The sequence below is a fragment of the Pseudomonas mendocina genome (assembly GCA_037482215.1).
GTDB lineage: Bacteria > Pseudomonadota > Gammaproteobacteria > Pseudomonadales > Pseudomonadaceae > Aquipseudomonas > Aquipseudomonas mendocina_E.
Map to the genome: position 1 here is coordinate 4452447 of CP148074.1, position 18205 is coordinate 4470651.

Here is an 18205-nt window from a genome sequence, read left to right on the forward strand (position 1 = left end):
CTCACATCAGGAACCGATGACCGCGAGCTGAACCAGCCCCAGCAACGGCTGCGGGTACACACCCAGGACGAAGGTCAACAGTGCGACCAACAGCAGCATGATGCCGCCAGCGCGCTGCGCCCAGTGCAGATCAGCATCACGGCGCTGCAGGTTCGGCTCAACCATGAACATGGTGACCATCACCCGCAGGTAATAGAACACACCAATAGCACTACCGATCACCATCGCTCCCAGCAACAGCCACTCATGGGCTTCCACGCCAGCAGCAATCACAAAGAACTTACCGATAAAGCCAGCTGTCAGCGGAATACCCGCCAGCGACAGCATCATCACGGTCAGCACCGCCGTCAGGTACGGGCGACGCCAGAACAGGCCACGGTATTCGAACAGCGCATCAGCATCGCGGCCGCTGTACGGTGTGGACATCAGAGTGATCACACCGAAAGCACCCAGGCTGGTCAGCACATAAGTGGCCAGGTACACGCCAATCGCCTCAACGGCCAAGCCTTTACTCGCGATCAACGCCACCAGCAGGTAACCGAAGTGAGCGATGGAGGAGTAACCCAGCAGACGCTTCAGGTTGTTCTGCAACAGCGCCAGCAGGTTACCGATCAGGATTGAGGCAACCGCAATAACGGTCATCACGTCCGTCAGCCAACCACCGGCTGCCGCAGGCGACATCTGATACAGGCGCAGCAACACAGCAAAGACTGCAACCTTACTGGCGGTGGCAAGGAAGGCGGAAACTGGCGCTGGAGCACCTTCATATACATCCGGCGTCCACAGGTGGAACGGCACCAGCGAAAGTTTGAAGGCAAGGCCAATCAGCATCATGCCCACACCAATCTGCACAATCATGCTCGGCAAGCCATCAGCTGCCAGCTTGGCGCCGATAGTCGCAAAGGTCATGTTGCCAGAGTCGGCATACAGCAGCGCCATACCGAACAGCAGGAAGGCCGAACCAGCGGCCGACAGCACCATGTACTTGATACCGGCTTCCAGCGAACGCTTGTTGAAGAAGGCGTAGGCGATCATGCCGTAGGTCGGCACTGACAGCAGCTCCAGGCCAATGAACAGACCGGCCAGATGCTGCGCACTGACCAGAACCAGACCGCCCGCTGCCGACAGCAGCATCAGCAGGTACAGCTCTTCGCGGTTGCCCGGATAGCCTTTGCCAGAGTCACCGCCGAGGTAGGCGTGAATCAGCGTGACGCAGGCCAGCGTAGCGGCCAGTACCAGCGCCATGTAGTAGCAAGCAAACTTGTCCACCAACAGCAGCGGCGTCACTTCAATCGGTGTCACGCCCAGCGCAGGCAGCAGCGACAGCAGAGCCAGGTTGAGCCCCACCACCGAAAGGCCAAAGGTGACGCTATGGTTGCGCTTCCAAGCAATTGCCAGCATTACCAGTACCAACGTGGCACTGGTAATCAGCAGCGGCAGCAGCGCGATGAAATGTTGAGTCGTGAATTGCATAGCATGACTTTCCATTGAGCAGCTTACCGTGCCAAAACAGATTGATTGATGGCGTTATCCATCCACTGATGCACGCCCTGCATGCTGGCAGCAGAGGTATCGAGCACCGGTTGCGGATATACACCAAGCAGGATCAGCAGCACTGCCAGCCCCAGGACCATGGACATCTCACGGAAGTTCAGGCCTTTCAGAGCGGACTCAGCTTTCGGCTGACCGAAGTAAGCACGGTGAATCATGATCAGCGAGTACACCGACCCCAGCACCAGCCCCACAGCGGCCAGTACAGTGACCCACGGCGCGCTGGCGAAGCTGCCGATCAGGATCAGGAACTCGCCGACGAAGTTGCCGGTACCCGGCAGACCCAATGCAGCCGCCGCAAAGAACAGGCTGATGGCAGGCAACCACGGCATACGCGCCCAGCTACCGCCCATCTCACGCATGTCACGGGTGTGCAAACGCTCATACAGCTGGCCACTGAGGATAAACAGTGCCGCAGCGCTTAGACCGTGAGCGACCATCTGTACCACCGCGCCTTGCAGGGCAATTTCGCTGGCGGAGTAGATAGCGATCAGCACGAAGCCCATGTGCGAGACGCTGGAGTACGCGACCAGACGCTTTATGTCAGTCTGCGAGAAGGCCAGCAGAGCACCATAGCCAATGGCAAACACACCCAGCCACTGCGCAATCGGTGCGAACTCAGCGGAGGCATTAGGGAACAGCGGCAGGGCAAAACGCAGCAGGCCGTAAGCAGCGGTCTTCAACAGAATACCAGCCAGGTCCACGGAGCCTGCGGTCGGCGCCTGAGCGTGAGCATCCGGCAGCCAGGAGTGGAACGGCACCACCGGGAACTTCACCGCAAAGGCGATGAAGAAGCCGAGCATCAGGATGTACTCAGTGCCCGGTGCCAGTTCGGTTTTCAGCAGGTCGGCGTAGTTGAAGGTCAGCACGCCGGTCTGGTTGAAGTGCACAAACACCAGGCCAAGGATCGCCACCAACATGATCAGGCCGCTGGCCTGGGTGTAGATGAAGAACTTGGTGGCAGCGGTGATGCGGGTTTTGCCAGCACTGCCGCTATGACCCCAGAGCGCGATGAGGAAGTACATCGGCACCAGCATCATTTCCCAGAAGAAGAAGAACAGGAACAGGTCAACCGCGAGGAAGACACCGACCACACCACCGAGAATCCACATCAGGTTGAGGTGGAAGAAGCCGATGCGGTGGTTGATCTCGTTCCACGAGCACAGCACCGACAGCACACCGAGCAGACCGGTGAGGACAATCATCAGCAGCGACAGGCCATCAAGGGCCAGATGGATGCTGATGCCCAGACGGGAGATCCACGGCAGCTGGAACTCAGCCGCCCAGACCGGGCCAGTCTCAGGTGCCGGGGCCAGGCTGAAATCGCCAGTGGCCCACAGCCAAAGCCCCAGACCAAACAGCAGGAGCATGGTAATCAAGGCGATCCAGCGGGGCATGGTTTTGCTGAAATGCTCGCAGAACCAGCAGAGGAAGCCGCCGATAAAGGGAATCAGGATTAGCCAGGGCAGTATCATGACGGGCTATTTTCCTTAGTTCAGAAACAGGAGGACGGCGAGCACCAACACGGCGCCCCCGGCGATCGAAGTTGCATACCAGCGCACCTGCCCCGTCTCGCTGCGGGTCACCAGCGCGTTACCGCCCCGGACCAGACGCGGCACCAGACCAATCGTGCGGTCGATCGGATCCAGATTCAGAATGCGGCAGAGGAACAGGTACGGCTGCACAAAGACCTTGTCATACAACCAATCGAAGCCCCAGGCAGCGAACCACCAAGCCGACAGGAAACGACCCGGCCCGCTCTGCGCTACGGCGGTGGCAAAGCTGCGCTTGCCGAGGAACAGCAACGCCGCCAGTACGATACCGATCACCGCCACCACACCGGAGATAATTTCCAGCGTGTGCTTGAAGTCGCCACCGGCATGCCCCGCGCTTTCCGGCAGAACACCGGCCAGCGGCGGAGTGATCAGCGCGCCGACAAAAGTCGACAACACAATCAGCACCATAAGCGGCAGGTTGTAGGCAATGCCATGACCTGCGTGGGCTTCGGTCTTCTGCTCGCCGTGGAAGGCGATGAAGATCAGGCGGAAGGTGTAAATCGACGTCAGGAAGGCACCGGCCAGACCTGCGTACAGCAGCTCTTGATGGCCACTGGCGAAGGCTTCCCAGAGGATCTCATCCTTGGACCAGAAACCGGCGGTAATCAGCGGCAGAGCTGCCAGCGCAGCGCCACCGACGATAAAGCTGGCGTAGGCCAACGGCAGTTTTTTCCACAGGCCGCCCATCTTGAAGATGTTCTGCTCGTGGTGGCAGGCGTTGATCACCGCACCGGAAGCAAGGAACAGCAGGGCCTTGAAGAAGGCGTGGGTCATCAGGTGGAAGATTGCCGCATCCCATGCACCCACGCCGAGGGCGAGGAACATGTAGCCGATCTGGCTCATAGTCGAGTAAGCCAAAATGCGCTTGATGTCGGTCTGTACCAGTGCGGCAAAACCTGCCAACACCAGCGTCACGCCACCGACGATACCGACCAGCTCAAGGATGTCCGGGGTCAGCAGGAACAGGCCGTTGGTACGGGCAATCAGGTAAACACCTGCGGTCACCATGGTCGCCGCGTGGATCAGCGCCGACACCGGAGTCGGGCCTGCCATCGCATCAGCCAGCCAGGTTTGCAGCGGCAGTTGCGCCGATTTACCCACAGCACCGCCCAGCAGCATCAGGGTCGCCAGCCACAGCCAAGTGTCGCCTTCCACGTACTTCTGCGGCGCCAGCACCATCAGTTCCTGAATGTTCAGGGTGCCGAGGTTGAGGAACAGCAGGAACAAGCCGATCATCAGGAACACGTCACCGATACGGGTGACGATAAAGGCTTTCAGCGCTGCGTTGCCGTTCGGAACGTGCTTGAAGTAGAAGCCGATCAGCAGATACGAGCACAGGCCCACGCCTTCCCAACCGAAGAACAGCACCAGCAGGTTATCGCCCAGTACCAGCAGCAACATGCTGAAGATGAACAGGTTGGTGTAAGCAAAGAAGCGCGAGTAGCCCTCTTCACCGCGCATGTACCAACTGGCGAACATGTGGATCAGGAAGCCCACACCGGTCACCACGCCGAGCATGGTCAGCGACAGGCCATCCAGATACAGGGTGAAGGTCGGCGCGAAACCGGCCACGCTCATCCACTGCCACAACTGCTGGGTGTAGACACCATCAGCCGGTGGGTTGGTGTTGAACTGGAAGATCAGCCAGGCTGAAACCAGCGCCGACAAACCCACCGAGCCAACGCCGATCAGCGCGGACAGATTCTCGGAGAAACGCCCACGGGAGAAGGCCAGCAGGAACCAGCCGATCAGTGGAAACACTAGAGTCAGGAATAAGAGGTTCATCCGCGCATCTCGCTGGCAGCGTCGACATCGAGGGTGTTAAAGCGGCGATACAGCTGCAACAGAATCGCCAGACCGATGGAGGCCTCAGCGGCCGCCAACGTAATCACCAGAATGAACATCACCTGGCCATCTGGTTGAACCCAGCGACTGCCTGCGACCACAAAGGCCAGCGCCGTAGCGTTCATCATGATTTCCAGGCTCATCAGCACGAACAGGATGTTGCGGCGCACCATCAGGCCAATCAGACCGAGGCTGAACAGCACGCCGGCCAGCGCCAGGCCGTGCTCCAGAGGAATAGCATTCATGCAGTTGGCTCCTTGGCATCGTGGCGACCCAGGTGATAAGCGCTGACCAGCGCACCCAGCAGCAGCATGGAAGCCAGTTCGACCACCAGCAGATACGGGCCAAACAGGGAAATACCCACCGCTTTCGCATCAACCGTTTCCAGCCCCAGCGCAGCACCGCTCGGGGATTGGAACAGCACATAGAGCAATTGACCCAGCAGCAGCGCCGAGAGAATCGCAGGCCCGGCCCAGATGCCTGGGGTCAGCCATTTGCGTTCCTGCTCCACGGCGGCATGGCCGAGGTTGAGCATCATCACCACGAACACGAACAGCACCATGATGGCACCGGCGTAAACGATGATTTCCAAGGCCCCGGCAAAGGGCGCGCCGAGAGAGAAGAAGGTCATCGCCACAGCCAGCAGGGAAATGATCAGGTACAACAGGGCATGCACCGGGTTACTCGAGGTAATCACCCGGAATGTTGCCGCGACCGCCACACCAGCGGCGAGGTAGAAAGCAAATTCCACAGCACTCTCCTTAGGGCAGCAGGCCTTTGACGTTGATCGGTTCGGCTTCGCTCTGGGCAGCGCCTTTCGGCTTGCCAGCAATCGCCATACCCGAGACACGGTAGAAGTTGTACTCCGGGTTTTTGCCCGGGCCGGAAATCAGTAGGTCTTCTTTCTCGTACACCAGATCCTGGCGCTTGTACTCGCCCATCTCGAAATCCGGCGTGAGCTGGATCGCAGTAGTCGGGCAGGCTTCTTCGCACAGGCCGCAGAAGATGCAGCGGGAGAAGTTGATGCGGAAGAACTCCGGATACCAGCGACCGTCGTCTTTCTCTGCCTTTTGCAGGGAGATACAGCCCACCGGGCAAGCCACTGCACAGAGGTTACAGGCTACGCAGCGCTCTTCACCGTCGGGGTCGCGGGTCAGGACGATACGGCCACGGTAACGCGGCGGCAGATACACCGGCTCTTCCGGGTATTGCAGGGTGTCGCGCTTGCGGAAGCCATGGCTGAAGACCATGACCAGGCTGCGCAGTTGGGTTGCAGTGCCGACCAGCACATCCCAGATGTATTTGAACATTGCGATTACTCCTTACTGGGCCGCGGCCAGCACAAAGGCGCCGGTCACCAGCAGGTTGATCAGGGTCAGCGGTAGGCAGAACTTCCAGCTGAACGCCATGACCTGGTCATAGCGCGGGCGCGGGATCGACGCACGCAGCAAGATGAAGATCATGATGAAGAAGCAGGTTTTCAGGGCGAACCAGAAGAACGGAATCTGCGGCAGCAGATCGAACGGCCCGTGCCAGCCACCAAAGAACAGGGTCACCAGCAGCGCCGAGACAGTGACGATGGCGACGTATTCACCAACGAAGAACATGCCCCATTTCATACCGGCATATTCAATGTGGTAACCGTCAGCCAGTTCCTGCTCCGCTTCCGGCTGGTCGAACGGGTGACGGTGAGTCACCGCAACCGCTGCGATAAAGAAGGTACAGAAGCCGAAGAACTGCGGAATGATGAACCACAGGTTCTGCGCCTGATACTCAACGATGTCGCGCATGTTGAACGAGCCGACCTGCGCCACCACGCCCATCAGTGCCAAGGCCAGGAACACCTCGTAAGACACAGTCTGCGCCGACGCACGCAGCGCACCGAGCAGGGCGAACTTGTTGTTACTCGACCAACCGGCGAACAGCACCGCGTAAACGGACAGACCGGCCATGGCGAAGAAGAACAAGATACCGATGTTCAGGTCCGCCACACCCCAGGTCGGCGTGATCGGAATAATCGCAAAGGCCATCAGCATGGCCGCGAAAGCGATCATCGGCGCGAGGATGAAGATGAACTTGTCGGCGAATGGAGGCGTCCAGTCTTCCTTGAAGAACATCTTGATCATGTCCGCACCGAGCTGGAACATGCCGAACGGGCCAACGCGGTTCGGACCATAACGGTCCTGCCACCAGCCCAACAGACGGCGTTCGACAAAGCTCAGCAGTGCCCCGCAGAGCACTACAACCACCAGAATGACCAGCGCCTTGAGCACTGCAATCAGCACATCGACCACTTCAGGTGTCAGCCAGCTCATTGCGCGACCTCCTGCAGACCTGTGACTACAGCTTGCGAAGTCAGCGCGGGAATACCCGGCAGACCGACCGGCAGCCCGGCTACGCCAATGGCGAGATCATCGCTGACCTGCAGCGGCAGACGCAGGGTCTGACCGGCTACGTTAAGGCTGACCAGCGCACCTTCTTTGGCACCCAGTCGCTCAGCTTCGGCAGTTGCCAGCAGCACGTAAGGCTGCGGCATGCGCTCTTGAATCGGCTTAGCCAATGCAGAGGTTTCATCACTGCCGAACAGGTGGTGCAGGCGTACAACCTGCAACGTGCCCTGCTCCGGATTGAAGGCTGCCGGTACTGCAAACCAGCTCAGCACGTCACCCTTGGCTTCGATCAGGCGTACACCCGGATCACCGGCACGCAGATGGCCACCGACTTCGTCCTGGAACTTGTTCCAGGCTTGCGGTGAGTTCCAACCCGGCGACCAGGCGAATGGAATCTGCTGGCGATCTTCTTTAGTGCCCGCGTAACCCTCCATAGAGAAAGCAAACGGCGAATCCTGATCCTGCGGCTGACGCGGCTCGTGCACGCTGATATTGGCGCGCATGGAGGTGCGGCCACTGTAGCGGTGCGGCTCACGGGCCAGTTTCAGGCCTTTGATACGGAACGAGGCGCTTGGCGCTGCCTCGCCGATACGGGCCAACAGTGTGTTACTGGCGGCACAGGCTTCAGTCACCTGATCCAGCTGAGTCCAGTCCACAGCCTTGCCTTGCAGGGTACTGTGCAGGGCGTGCAGCCAGCGCCAGCCTTCACGGACCAGAATGCTGCTGTCGTAGTAGCTCGGTTCGAACACTTGGAAGAAGCGCTGAGCGCGGCCTTCCAGACTGACCAGCGTGCCGTCGCCTTCCGCGAAGCTGGCCACCGGCAGTAGCAGGTGCGCTTTGTCGCTGGTAGCGGTGTGCTGATGATCAGCAACGATGACGACCTTGGCGGCGGCCAGAGCTGCGTCCACCTTGGCGCTGTCGGCGCGGCGGTAAAGATCGTTCTCCAGCACCACCACAGCATCGGCATCACCGCTGCTGAGGGCGTTCAGCGCGTCGTCCAGCGACTGGCTGTCATCACCGGCCAGCAGGGCCAGACCCATGCTGTTGGCTTCAGGCACAACCAGGCTGATCGAACCTTGTTTTTCACGGTTCTTCAGGGCGCTGGCGATGTTGGCAGCGGCCTCAATCAGGCTCTTCTCGCCCAGCGATGCACCGGCAACTACCAGCGGACGCTTGGCTTCAAGCAGCGCCTCGGCAATCAGTTGCACCAGCTCATTAGCTTCAGCATCCAGACCGGTTACCGCCGGAGCACTCGGATCAATGGCGTGGGCCACGGCAAAGCCGATGCGGGCCAGATCAAGCGGCGCGGCATGAACACAGGCTTCGGCCACATCGTCCAGACGGGTCGGTGCCACGCTGGCGATAAACAGCGGGTGCAGTTCACCTTGAGCGACGTTGTTCACTGCCGCCATGTGCCAGTCCTGAATGCGCGCAGAGGCGGCGATTTCGGTGGCTTTACCTTTCACCGCCTGACGCAGGGCCAGAGCCATGCGGGCAGCGGTTTGCGTCAGGTCTTCGCCGAGGACGAAAATGGCGTCGTGCAGTTCCACTTCACGCAGGGTCGGCACCGGCAGCGGGCCGTTCTGCAGGATGTCGCGGATCAGGCGGATATTGGCCAGTTCTTCAGCGGCAATGCCGGTGGAGTAGTTGGCTGCGCCAACCAGTTCACGCAGGGCGAAGTTGCTTTCCAGGCTGGCACGCGGCGAGCCGATACCGATCACGCGCTTGCCTTTAAGCAGCTCGGCGGCTTTGTCCAGCGCAGCGTCGATACCCAACTGCTGGCTACCATTGGCGCTTTGCAGCAGCGGCTGACGCGGACGGTCGCTGCGGTTGACGTAGCCATAACCGAAGCGGCCACGGTCGCACAGGAAGTACTGGTTCACATCACCGTTAAAGCGGTTTTCGATACGGCGGATTTCGCCATAACGCTCACCTGGGCTGGTGTTACAGCCACTGGAGCAACCGTGGCAGATGCTCGGGGCAAACTGCATGTCCCACTTACGGTTGTAGCGCTCAGAGTGCGTTTTGTCGGTGAACACACCGGTCGGGCAGACCTCGACCAGGTTGCCGGAGAACTCGCTTTCCAGCGTGCCGTCTTCAACGCGACCGAAGTACACGTTGTCGTGGGCACCGTAGACCCCCAGATCGGTGCCACCGGCGTAATCCTTGTAGTAACGCACGCAGCGGTAGCAGGCGATGCAGCGGTTCATCTCATGAGCGATGAACGGGCCGAGTTCCTGATTCTGGTGGGTGCGCTTAGTGAAGCGATAACGGCGCTGGTTGTGGCCAGTCATCACTGTCATGTCTTGCAGGTGGCAGTGACCGCCCTCCTCGCACACCGGACAATCGTGCGGGTGGTTGGTCATCAGCCATTCAACGACGCTGGCGCGGAATTGCTTGGCCTCCTCGTCGTCGATGGAGATCCAGGTGTTGTCAGTGGCTGGCGTCATGCAGGACATAACGAGGCGACCACGGGTGTCGTTCTCGTCGTTGTACTGTTTGACCGCACACTGGCGGCAGGCGCCGACGCTTCCGAGCGCTGGGTGCCAGCAGAAGTAAGGGATATCGAGCCCCAGAGACAGACAGGCCTGTAGCAGGTTGTCCGCCCCATCGACTTCGAAATCTTTGCCGTCTACGTGGATAGTGGCCATGGTTCAGGTTTCTTCTTTGCCCACCGAAGCAGGCTTGGCTAATGGAATCACGGTGTGCCGGTGGCCGCTCAGGCGGCCGCCCTGGCGCTAATCTTTACGCGTGGACAAACTGCCCAGGCGCTGCCGGAGTGGCCGAGCTGGATACGCCAGCCTCGAACTCCGAACGGAAATACTTGATCGCACTGCCCAACGGCTCGACGGCACCTGGTGCGTGAGCACAGAAGGTCTTGCCTGGGCCAAGGAAGTTGACCAGCCCCAACAGGGTGTCGATGTCCTCACGAGTACCCTGCTTACGCTCCAGCGCCCGGAGCATCTTCACGCTCCACGGCAAGCCGTCACGGCACGGCGTACACCAGCCGCAGGATTCACGGGCGAAGAACTCTTCCATGTTGCGCAGCAGCGAGACCATGTTGATGCTGTCGTCGACCGCCAGCGCCAGGCCAGTGCCCATACGGGTGCCGACCTTGCCGATACCACCGGCGTACATCAGCGCATCGAGGTGTTCAGGCAGCAGGAAACCCGTACCGGCACCACCAGGCTGCCAGCACTTGAGTTTGTACCCGTCGCGCATGCCACCGGCATAGTCTTCAAACAGCTCGCGGGCAGAGATACCGAACGGCAGCTCCCACAGGCCAGGGTTCTTCACCTTGCCGGAGAAGCCCATCAGCTTGGTGCCGTGGTCTTCACTTTCCGGGCGAGCCAGGCTCTTATACCAGTCCACACCGTTACCGACGATGGCCGGGACGTTGCACAGGGTTTCAACGTTGTTCACACAAGTCGGCTTGCCCCATACACCCACAGCAGCCGGGAACGGCGGCTTGGCGCGCGGGTTAGCGCGGCGGCCTTCCAGCGAGTTGATCAGCGCCGTTTCTTCACCGCAGATATAACGGCCAGCGCCGGTGTGAACGAACAACTCAAAATCAAAACCGCTGCCAAAGATGTTCTTGCCCAGCAGGCCAGCGGCCTTGGCTTCTTCAATGGCACGGTTGAGGTTGGCGGCGGCATCAACGTACTCGCCACGCAGGAAGATGTAACCGCGATACGCCTTCAGCGCCCGGGCGGAAATCAGCATGCCTTCGATCAGCAGGTGCGGCTGCTGCTCCATAAGCATGCGGTCTTTCCAGGTATTCGGCTCCATTTCATCCGCGTTGCACAGCAGGTAGCGGATGTTCATGGACTCATCAGCAGGCATCAGGCCCCACTTAACGCCAGTGGGGAAGCCTGCACCACCGCGACCTTTCAGGCCTGAATCTTTCACGGTCTGGACGATATCGGCCTGAGCCATTTCGGTCAGGGCTTTGCGAGCGGCGGCGTAGCCGTTCTTGGAACGGTACTCTTCAAGCCACACCGGCTGCGCATCGTCACGCAGACGCCAGGTCAGCGGATGGGTTTCTTCAGTGCGGGTAATCCGGTTGGCTGGGCCAATGGAAGTCAGCGTCTTACTCATACGTAGGACTCCAGCAGTTTGGCCACGCCTTCGGGCTGCAGGTTGCCGAAGGTGTCGTCGTCAATCATCACCGCCGGTGCCTTATCGCAGTTACCTAGGCAGCACACCGGCAGCAAGGTGAAGCGGCCGTCAGCGGTGGTCTGGCCAGGCACGATACCCAGCTGCTGTTTGATGGTTTCCAGCACGCCTTCATGACCGCCGATGTAGCAGGTCATGCTGTCGCATACGCGGATAATGTGACGGCCAACCGGCGAGCGGAAAATCTGGCTGTAGAACGTCGCTACGCCTTCCACATCGCTGGCCGGGATGCCGAGAATCTCGCCAATCGCGTCGGCAGCGCCATCCGGCACCCATCCACGCTCTTTCTGGACGATTTTCAACGCTTCGATGGACGCCGCGCGCGGGTCCTCGTAATGGTGCATTTCGTGCTCAATGGCCGAGCGTTCGGTAGCGCTGAGGACGAAACGGTCAGTCTGAATCAACGTGCTCATAATCAGCGGTCCACGTCAGCCATAACAAAGTCGATACTGCCCAGGTACGCAATCAAGTCAGCCACCATGCTGCCGCGTATAACCGACGGAATCTGTTGCAGGTGAGCGAAGCTCGGCGTACGGATGCGCGTGCGGTAGCTCATGGTGCTGCCGTCGCTGGTCAGGTAGTAACTGTTGATGCCCTTGGTCGCCTCAATCATCTGGAAGGACTCGTTGGCCGGCATCACCGGACCCCACGAGACTTGCAGGAAGTGAGTAATCAGGGTTTCGATGTGCTGCAGCGTGCGCTCTTTCGGCGGCGGCGTGGTCAGCGGATGATCCGCTTTGTACGGGCCTTCCGGCATGTTGCGCAGGCACTGGTCGATGATCTTAATGCTCTGGCGCATCTCTTCCACACGCACCATGCAGCGGTCGTAAGCATCACCATTCACAGCCAGCGGCACTTCGAACTCGAAGTTCTCATAACCCGAGTACGGACGCGCTTTACGCAGGTCAAAGTCGCAACCGGTGGCACGCAGACCGGCACCTGTGGTGCCCCACTCCAGCGCTTCCTTGGTGTTGTACTGCGCCACACCAATGGTACGAGCCTTAAGGATGCTGTTACGCAGTGCGGCTTTCTCGTACTCGTCGAGACGCTTCGGCAGCCAATCCACAAACTCTTTCACCAGACCTTGCCAGCCACGCGGCAGGTCATGGGCCACACCACCGATGCGGTACCAGGCCGGGTGCAGACGGAAGCCAGTAATAGCCTCGATTACTTTGTAAGCACGCTGACGGTCGGTGAAGGTGAAGAACACCGGCGTCATCGCACCAACGTCCTGAATATAAGTACCGAGGAATAGTAGGTGGCTGGTGATACGGAAGAACTCGGCCATCATGATGCGGATCACATCGACCTTCTGCGGCACTTTGATGCCCGCGAGTTTTTCCACTGCCAATACGTACGGCAGGTTGTTCATCACACCGCCGAGGTAGTCGATACGGTCGGTGTAAGGGATAAAGCTGTGCCAGCTCTGACGCTCGGCCATCTTCTCGGCACCACGGTGGTGGTAACCGATGTCAGGCACGCAATCGACGATCTCTTCACCGTCGAGTTGCAGGATGATGCGGAAAGCACCGTGCGCCGAAGGGTGGTTCGGGCCGAGGTTGAGGAACATATAGTCCTCATGCTCGTTGCCGCGCTTCATGCCCCAGTCTTCCGGCTTGAAGCGTGCAGCCTCTTCTTCCAGCTCCTGCTTAGCGCGGCTCAGGCTGAACGGATCAAACTCAGTGGCACGGGCCGGGTAATCCTTGCGCAGGGGGTGACCTTCCCAGGTCGGCGGCATCATGATGCGGCTCAGATGCGGGTGACCGGTGAAGGTGATGCCGTACAGATCCCAGACCTCACGCTCATACCAGTTGGCGTTCGGCCAGATCCCGGTAACGCTCGGCAGGTTCAGATCACCCTCACTCAGGGCGACCTTGATCATCACGTCACTGTTACGCTCCAGCGACATGAGGTGATAGAACACAGTGAAATCAGCACCCGGCAAGCCGCGGCGCTGGGTACGCAGGCGCTCGTCCACACCATGCAGGTCATACAGCATGACGTAAGGGCGCGGAAGGTTGCGCAGAAAGGTCAGTACTTCGACCAGTCGTTCACGGGCTACCCACAAAACAGGCATGCCGGTGCGGGTGTTTTGTGCGGTGAACGCGTCAGCGCCAAAACGGGAATTCAGTTCGACAACCACATCTTGGTCGTCAGCCTTGTACGGCGGTATGGACAGAATGCTGTCTGCAGTCATGATCTCGGTCGCTATCGGTCAACGGCGTCTGTAGGCGGGCCCAATCGAGCCCGGACTTACACTTCGTCGGGGCTACGCAGATTGGTTACGGCGATACGCTGTTCGCGTCGCTGCTCTTTCTGCGAAGGCATCTCGGCACGGTAAATGCCCTGATCGCCAACGACCCAGGAAAGCGGACGACGCTCCTTGCCAATAGACTCCTGCAACAACATGAGACCTTGCAGGAATGCTTCAGGACGGGGCGGGCAGCCGGGAATATAGACGTCAACCGGCAGGAACTTGTCGACACCCTGAACCACAGAATAGATGTCGTACATGCCGCCAGAGTTGGCACATGAGCCCATCGAGATCACCCACTTGGGTTCGAGCATCTGGTCGTACAGACGCTGAATCACAGGGGCCATTTTGACGAAGCAGGTCCCTGCAACGACCATGAAGTCGGCCTGACGAGGCGACGCCCGGATAACTTCAGCACCAAAGCGTGCAACGTCATGTGGCGCCGTGAAAGCCGTGGTCATCTCCACATAGCAGCACGAGAGACCAAAGTTGTACGGCCACAGGGAGTTTTTGCGCCCCCAGTTCACTGCACCACTAAGCACGTCTTCAAGTTTGCCCATGAAGACGTTCTTATGGACCTGATCTTCTAAAAGCTGGTCAGAAACAGTCTCCCGCTCACCGATCGGATACTGCTCGTTAGGCGCATCCGGATCAATCCGAGTAAGTTTGTATTGCATCGCCAAAGCCTCATTGTTTTAGCTTCGCCTGCCGATTACGACGGCCTTCGGGTGCCCAATCGAGCGCACCGATACGCCATAGGTAGACAAGACCTGCCAACAGAATTGCTATAAAGACTGTAGCTTCGATCAGGCCCGCCCAGCCGCTTTCGCGCACTGAGACTGCCCAAGCGAAGAGATAGAGGGCTTCGACGTCGAAGATCACGAAGAGCATCGCGACCAGATAGAATTTAGCGGACAGACGCAGACGCGCACTGCCGACCGGCAGCATGCCGGATTCGAAAGGATCGTTCTTACTGCGACCCCAAGCCTTGCTTCCTAGCAGGCTGGACAGGCCCAGCATAAACGCGATGAGTCCACAGACTCCCAACAAAAAAACTGCAAAGGCCCAGTTCTGGGACATGGCGGTTACCACATCAGGCATGCCGGTTCTCCTTGGATAAAGGGGCGGCTTTATTGGTTTTACTATTGAGGCGATGTCCCGGTTCAGACAGCGCCCCATCAGGGTGTGCGCAATTCTATTCGCCTACGGTCATATTTGGTAATTTTTTTCAATGCCGTAAGCCTGTGACACTATACCTCACCTTTAGAGGAAAAGCGTCTAACTACGCCTATGGAACTAAGAATGGGGATCAATGGTTGGTTCCGTTGAATACAGCGGCTATGCTAAAGAGCATTTCAATGGATAAAGACTATGACCCTTACTGAACTGCGCTACATAGTCACCCTTGCTCAGGAACAGCACTTCGGCCGCGCAGCCGAGCGCTGCCACGTCAGCCAGCCAACGCTGTCAGTCGGGGTGAAGAAGCTTGAAGACGAACTCGGTGTTCTGATTTTTGAACGCAGCAAGAGTGCTGTACGCCTGACGCCGGTGGGCGAAGGCATCGTTACTCAGGCACAAAAAGTACTCGAGCAGGCCCAAGGCATCCGCGAGATGGCCCAAGCCGGTAAAAACCAAATGGCGGCTCCGCTGAAAATCGGTGCTATCTATACCGTTGGCCCCTACCTGTTCCCGCACTTGATCCCGCAGCTGCATCGCGTCGCGCCGCAAATGCCTCTTTATATAGAAGAGAACTTCACTCACGTGCTGCGCGACAAACTGCGCAATGGTGAGTTGGACGCGATCATCATCGCCCTGCCGTTCCACGAGGCCGATGTACTGACCAAACCGCTGTATGACGAACCCTTCTTTGCTCTGATGCCAGCCGGTCATCCTTGGAGCAAGATGGAAACCATCGACCCCAAACTGCTGAACGATAAGAGTCTACTGCTGCTGGGCGAAGGCCATTGCTTCCGCGATCAGGTGCTGGAGGCTTGCCCGACTATTCGCAAAGGCGGTGAAGACAGCGCCAAGCACACCACCATCGAATCCAGCTCGCTGGAAACCATTCGCCACATGGTTGCTTCCGGTTTGGGCGTTTCTATCCTGCCGCTGTCCGCCGTGCACAGCCATCACTACGCTCCTGGCGTAATTGATGTGCGCCCGCTCAGCGCACCGGTGCCCTACCGCACTGTAGCGATTGCCTGGCGTGCCAGCTTCCCGCGCCCGAATGCCATCGAAGTACTGACCGATTCGATTCGCCTGTGCTCTGTCACTAAACCGAATCTGACGGCAAATTAAGGCGAGTTTCATGACCGAACTGGCAGCGGTGCCCGTAACCGCACTGAAAGGTGTGGGCGCCGCGCTGGCCGAAAAGCTGGCCAAGGTTGGCCTGGAGAACCTGCAAGACGTCCTGTTTCACCTGCCGCTGCGCTATCAAGACCGCACCCGTATCGTGCCCATTGGTGAGCTGCGGCCCGGTCAGGATGCTGTGGTGGAAGGCATCGTGGCTGGTGCCGATATTGTTATGGGCCGTCGCCGCAGCCTGCTGGTCCGCTTGCAAGACGGCACAGGGACACTCAGCTTGCGCTTTTATCATTTCAGCCAGGCACAGAAAGAAGGCCTCAAGCGCGGGACACAGATCCGCTGCTACGGCGAGGTCCGTCCCGGTTCATCCGGCCTTGAAATCTATCACCCAGAGTATCGGGCGCTATCGGCTCAGGATGCGTCACCCGTCGAACAAACCCTGACACCGATTTACCCCAGTACAGAAGGCCTGACTCAGCAGCGCCTGCGTCAGCTCAGCGAGCAGACGTTGGCACGCCTTGGCCCTCACAGCCTGCCCGATTGGCTACCGCCAGAGCTCGCTCAGGAATATCACCTCAGCCCGCTGGATGAAGCCATCCGCTACCTGCACCGCCCACCACCGGATGCGGACATTGAGGAGCTGGCCGAAGGGCATCATTGGGCGCAGCACCGCCTGGCCTTTGAAGAGCTACTGACCCATCAACTGTCCATGCAGCGCCTGCGTGACAGTGTTCGCACCCTGCGCGCTCCGGCCCTGCCCCCTGCGCGCAAACTGCCTGAGCTGTTTTTGCAGAACTTAGGCTTCAAGCCGACCGGCGCCCAGCAACGAGTAGGCGCAGAAATCGCCTACGATCTGAGCCAACATGAGCCCATGCTGCGGCTGGTTCAGGGCGACGTGGGCGCAGGCAAAACAGTCGTCGCCGCTTTTGCCGCGCTGCAAGCGATAGAAGCGGGGTATCAGGTCGCACTGATGGCGCCCACCGAGATTTTGGCCGAGCAGCACTTCCTTAATTTCAGCAAATGGCTCGCCCCACTGGGCCTTGAAGTCGCCTGGCTGGCTGGCAAACTCAAGGGCAAGGCACGAGCAGCTGCCCTAGAGCAAATTGCAGGCGGTACACCGATGGTTGTCGGCACGCACGCACTGTTTCAGGACGAGGTGCAGTTCAAGCGCTTGGCGCTGGTCATCATCGACGAGCAGCATCGCTTCGGCGTGCAACAGCGCCTGGCTTTACGCCAAAAAGGGGTTGATGGACGCCTCTGCCCACATCAACTGATCATGACCGCAACGCCGATCCCGCGAACACTGGCTATGAGCGCCTACGCCGATCTGGACACCTCTATCCTCGACGAACTTCCGCCGGGCCGCACTCCAGTCAATACATTGGTGATCGCCGACAGCCGCCGTCTCGAAGTCATCGCGCGGGTTCGCCAAGCTTGCAACGAAGGGCGCCAAGCTTACTGGGTGTGCACGCTGATTGAAGAATCGGAAGAGCTTACTTGCCAGGCCGCCGAGACAACATTTACAGATTTGAGTGAAGCACTGGTCGGGCTGCATGTCGGCCTGATACACGGACGCATGAAGCCCGCTGAAAAAGCCGCCGTGATGGAGCGCTTCAAGCTAGGCGAACTGCAGCTACTGGTGGCAACGACGGTCATTGAGGTCGGTGTTGACGTACCCAATGCCAGCCTGATGATCATTGAGAACCCGGAGCGACTTGGTCTGGCCCAACTTCACCAGTTACGAGGCCGAGTTGGCCGCGGTAGTGCCGCAAGTCATTGTTTGTTGTTGTATCACGCGCCATTATCTCAATTGGGACGACAGCGCTTGGCAATCATGCGCGAGACCAGCGATGGCTTCGTGATTGCAGAGAAAGACTTGGAATTGCGTGGCCCTGGTGAAATGCTCGGTACCCGCCAGACCGGTTTGCTGCAATTTAAGGTGGCCGACCTGATGCGCGACGCTGATCTTCTACCCGCCGTAAGGGACGCGGCGCAGACGCTGCTGGAACACTGGCCTGAGCATGTCAGCCCGTTACTCGAACGCTGGCTGCGGCATGGCCAGCAGTATGGACAAGTGTAATATCGTCTTTAGAGCACTCCGGCATCATTACAGCCAGACTGCCCGACAA

General features: G+C 59.1%; 15 protein-coding genes. 2 read left to right on the forward strand and 13 right to left on the reverse strand.

All coding sequences use genetic code 11. From position 1 onward, the window contains the following. Positions 1–6 precede the first annotated feature (6 nt). The 13 genes from nuoN to WG219_20580 form a co-directional block, all read right to left on the reverse strand. On the reverse strand, positions 7–1473 hold the full coding sequence (gene nuoN, locus WG219_20520; GenBank protein ID WXL25650.1) for an NADH-quinone oxidoreductase subunit NuoN: 1467 nt from the start codon (positions 1471–1473) through the stop codon (positions 7–9). A gap of 23 nt (positions 1474–1496) precedes the next feature. After that, entirely contained in the window at positions 1497–3026 is a 1530-nt protein-coding gene (gene nuoM, locus WG219_20525) for an NADH-quinone oxidoreductase subunit M (protein WXL25651.1), read from the reverse strand. Between the two features lie 15 nt (positions 3027–3041). Beyond that, positions 3042–4892, reverse strand: a complete 1851-nt coding sequence (gene nuoL / locus WG219_20530; protein ID WXL25652.1) for an NADH-quinone oxidoreductase subunit L — start codon at positions 4890–4892, stop codon at positions 3042–3044. Beyond that, on the reverse strand, positions 4889–5197 hold the full coding sequence (gene nuoK / locus WG219_20535; GenBank protein WXL25653.1) for an NADH-quinone oxidoreductase subunit NuoK: 309 nt from the start codon (positions 5195–5197) through the stop codon (positions 4889–4891). Before nuoK ends, nuoL begins: the two co-directional genes overlap by 4 nt. Further along, the gene (nuoJ, locus tag WG219_20540; GenBank protein ID WXL25654.1) at positions 5194–5703 is read right to left on the reverse strand and encodes an NADH-quinone oxidoreductase subunit J; all 510 of its coding nucleotides are present in this window, start codon (positions 5701–5703) and stop codon (positions 5194–5196) included. Before nuoJ ends, nuoK begins: the two co-directional genes overlap by 4 nt. Before the next feature lie 10 nt (positions 5704–5713). Beyond that, positions 5714–6262: an NADH-quinone oxidoreductase subunit NuoI gene (nuoI, locus tag WG219_20545; GenBank protein ID WXL25655.1), complete on the reverse strand. Its 549-nt coding sequence runs from the start codon at positions 6260–6262 to the stop codon at positions 5714–5716. Positions 6263–6274: 12 nt separating this feature from the next. Next, on the reverse strand, positions 6275–7267 hold the full coding sequence (nuoH, locus tag WG219_20550; protein ID WXL25656.1) for an NADH-quinone oxidoreductase subunit NuoH: 993 nt from the start codon (positions 7265–7267) through the stop codon (positions 6275–6277). After that, entirely contained in the window at positions 7264–9993 is a 2730-nt protein-coding gene (gene nuoG, locus WG219_20555; protein ID WXL25657.1) for an NADH-quinone oxidoreductase subunit NuoG, read from the reverse strand. The genes nuoH and nuoG overlap by 4 nt, the downstream gene beginning before the upstream one ends. A gap of 94 nt (positions 9994–10087) precedes the next feature. Then, the gene (nuoF, locus tag WG219_20560) at positions 10088–11440 is read right to left on the reverse strand and encodes an NADH-quinone oxidoreductase subunit NuoF (GenBank protein WXL25658.1); all 1353 of its coding nucleotides are present in this window, start codon (positions 11438–11440) and stop codon (positions 10088–10090) included. Continuing rightward, complete coding sequence (nuoE, locus tag WG219_20565) at positions 11437–11937, reverse strand: NADH-quinone oxidoreductase subunit NuoE (GenBank protein ID WXL28062.1); 501 nt, start codon at positions 11935–11937, stop codon at positions 11437–11439. Before nuoE ends, nuoF begins: the two co-directional genes overlap by 4 nt. Then, positions 11934–13715, reverse strand: a complete 1782-nt coding sequence (gene nuoC / locus WG219_20570; GenBank protein WXL25659.1) for an NADH-quinone oxidoreductase subunit C/D — start codon at positions 13713–13715, stop codon at positions 11934–11936. The genes nuoE and nuoC overlap by 4 nt, the downstream gene beginning before the upstream one ends. 56 nt (positions 13716–13771) lie before the next feature. Continuing rightward, positions 13772–14449 (reverse strand): NADH-quinone oxidoreductase subunit B, encoded by a 678-nt coding sequence (locus tag WG219_20575; protein ID WXL25660.1) that lies wholly within the window; start codon positions 14447–14449, stop codon positions 13772–13774. 10 nt (positions 14450–14459) lie between these two features. Next, the gene (locus WG219_20580) at positions 14460–14873 is read right to left on the reverse strand and encodes an NADH-quinone oxidoreductase subunit A (GenBank protein ID WXL25661.1); all 414 of its coding nucleotides are present in this window, start codon (positions 14871–14873) and stop codon (positions 14460–14462) included. Positions 14874–15143: 270 nt separating this feature from the next. Between WG219_20580 and WG219_20585 the strand changes: the two genes are divergently transcribed. Together WG219_20585 and recG are read left to right on the forward strand one after the other, a co-directional pair. Beyond that, on the forward strand, positions 15144–16070 hold the full coding sequence (locus tag WG219_20585; protein WXL25662.1) for a hydrogen peroxide-inducible genes activator: 927 nt from the start codon (positions 15144–15146) through the stop codon (positions 16068–16070). Positions 16071–16080: 10 nt separating this feature from the next. Beyond that, positions 16081–18156 (forward strand): ATP-dependent DNA helicase RecG, encoded by a 2076-nt coding sequence (recG, locus tag WG219_20590; GenBank protein ID WXL25663.1) that lies wholly within the window; start codon positions 16081–16083, stop codon positions 18154–18156. Positions 18157–18205: the final 49 nt, after the last annotated feature.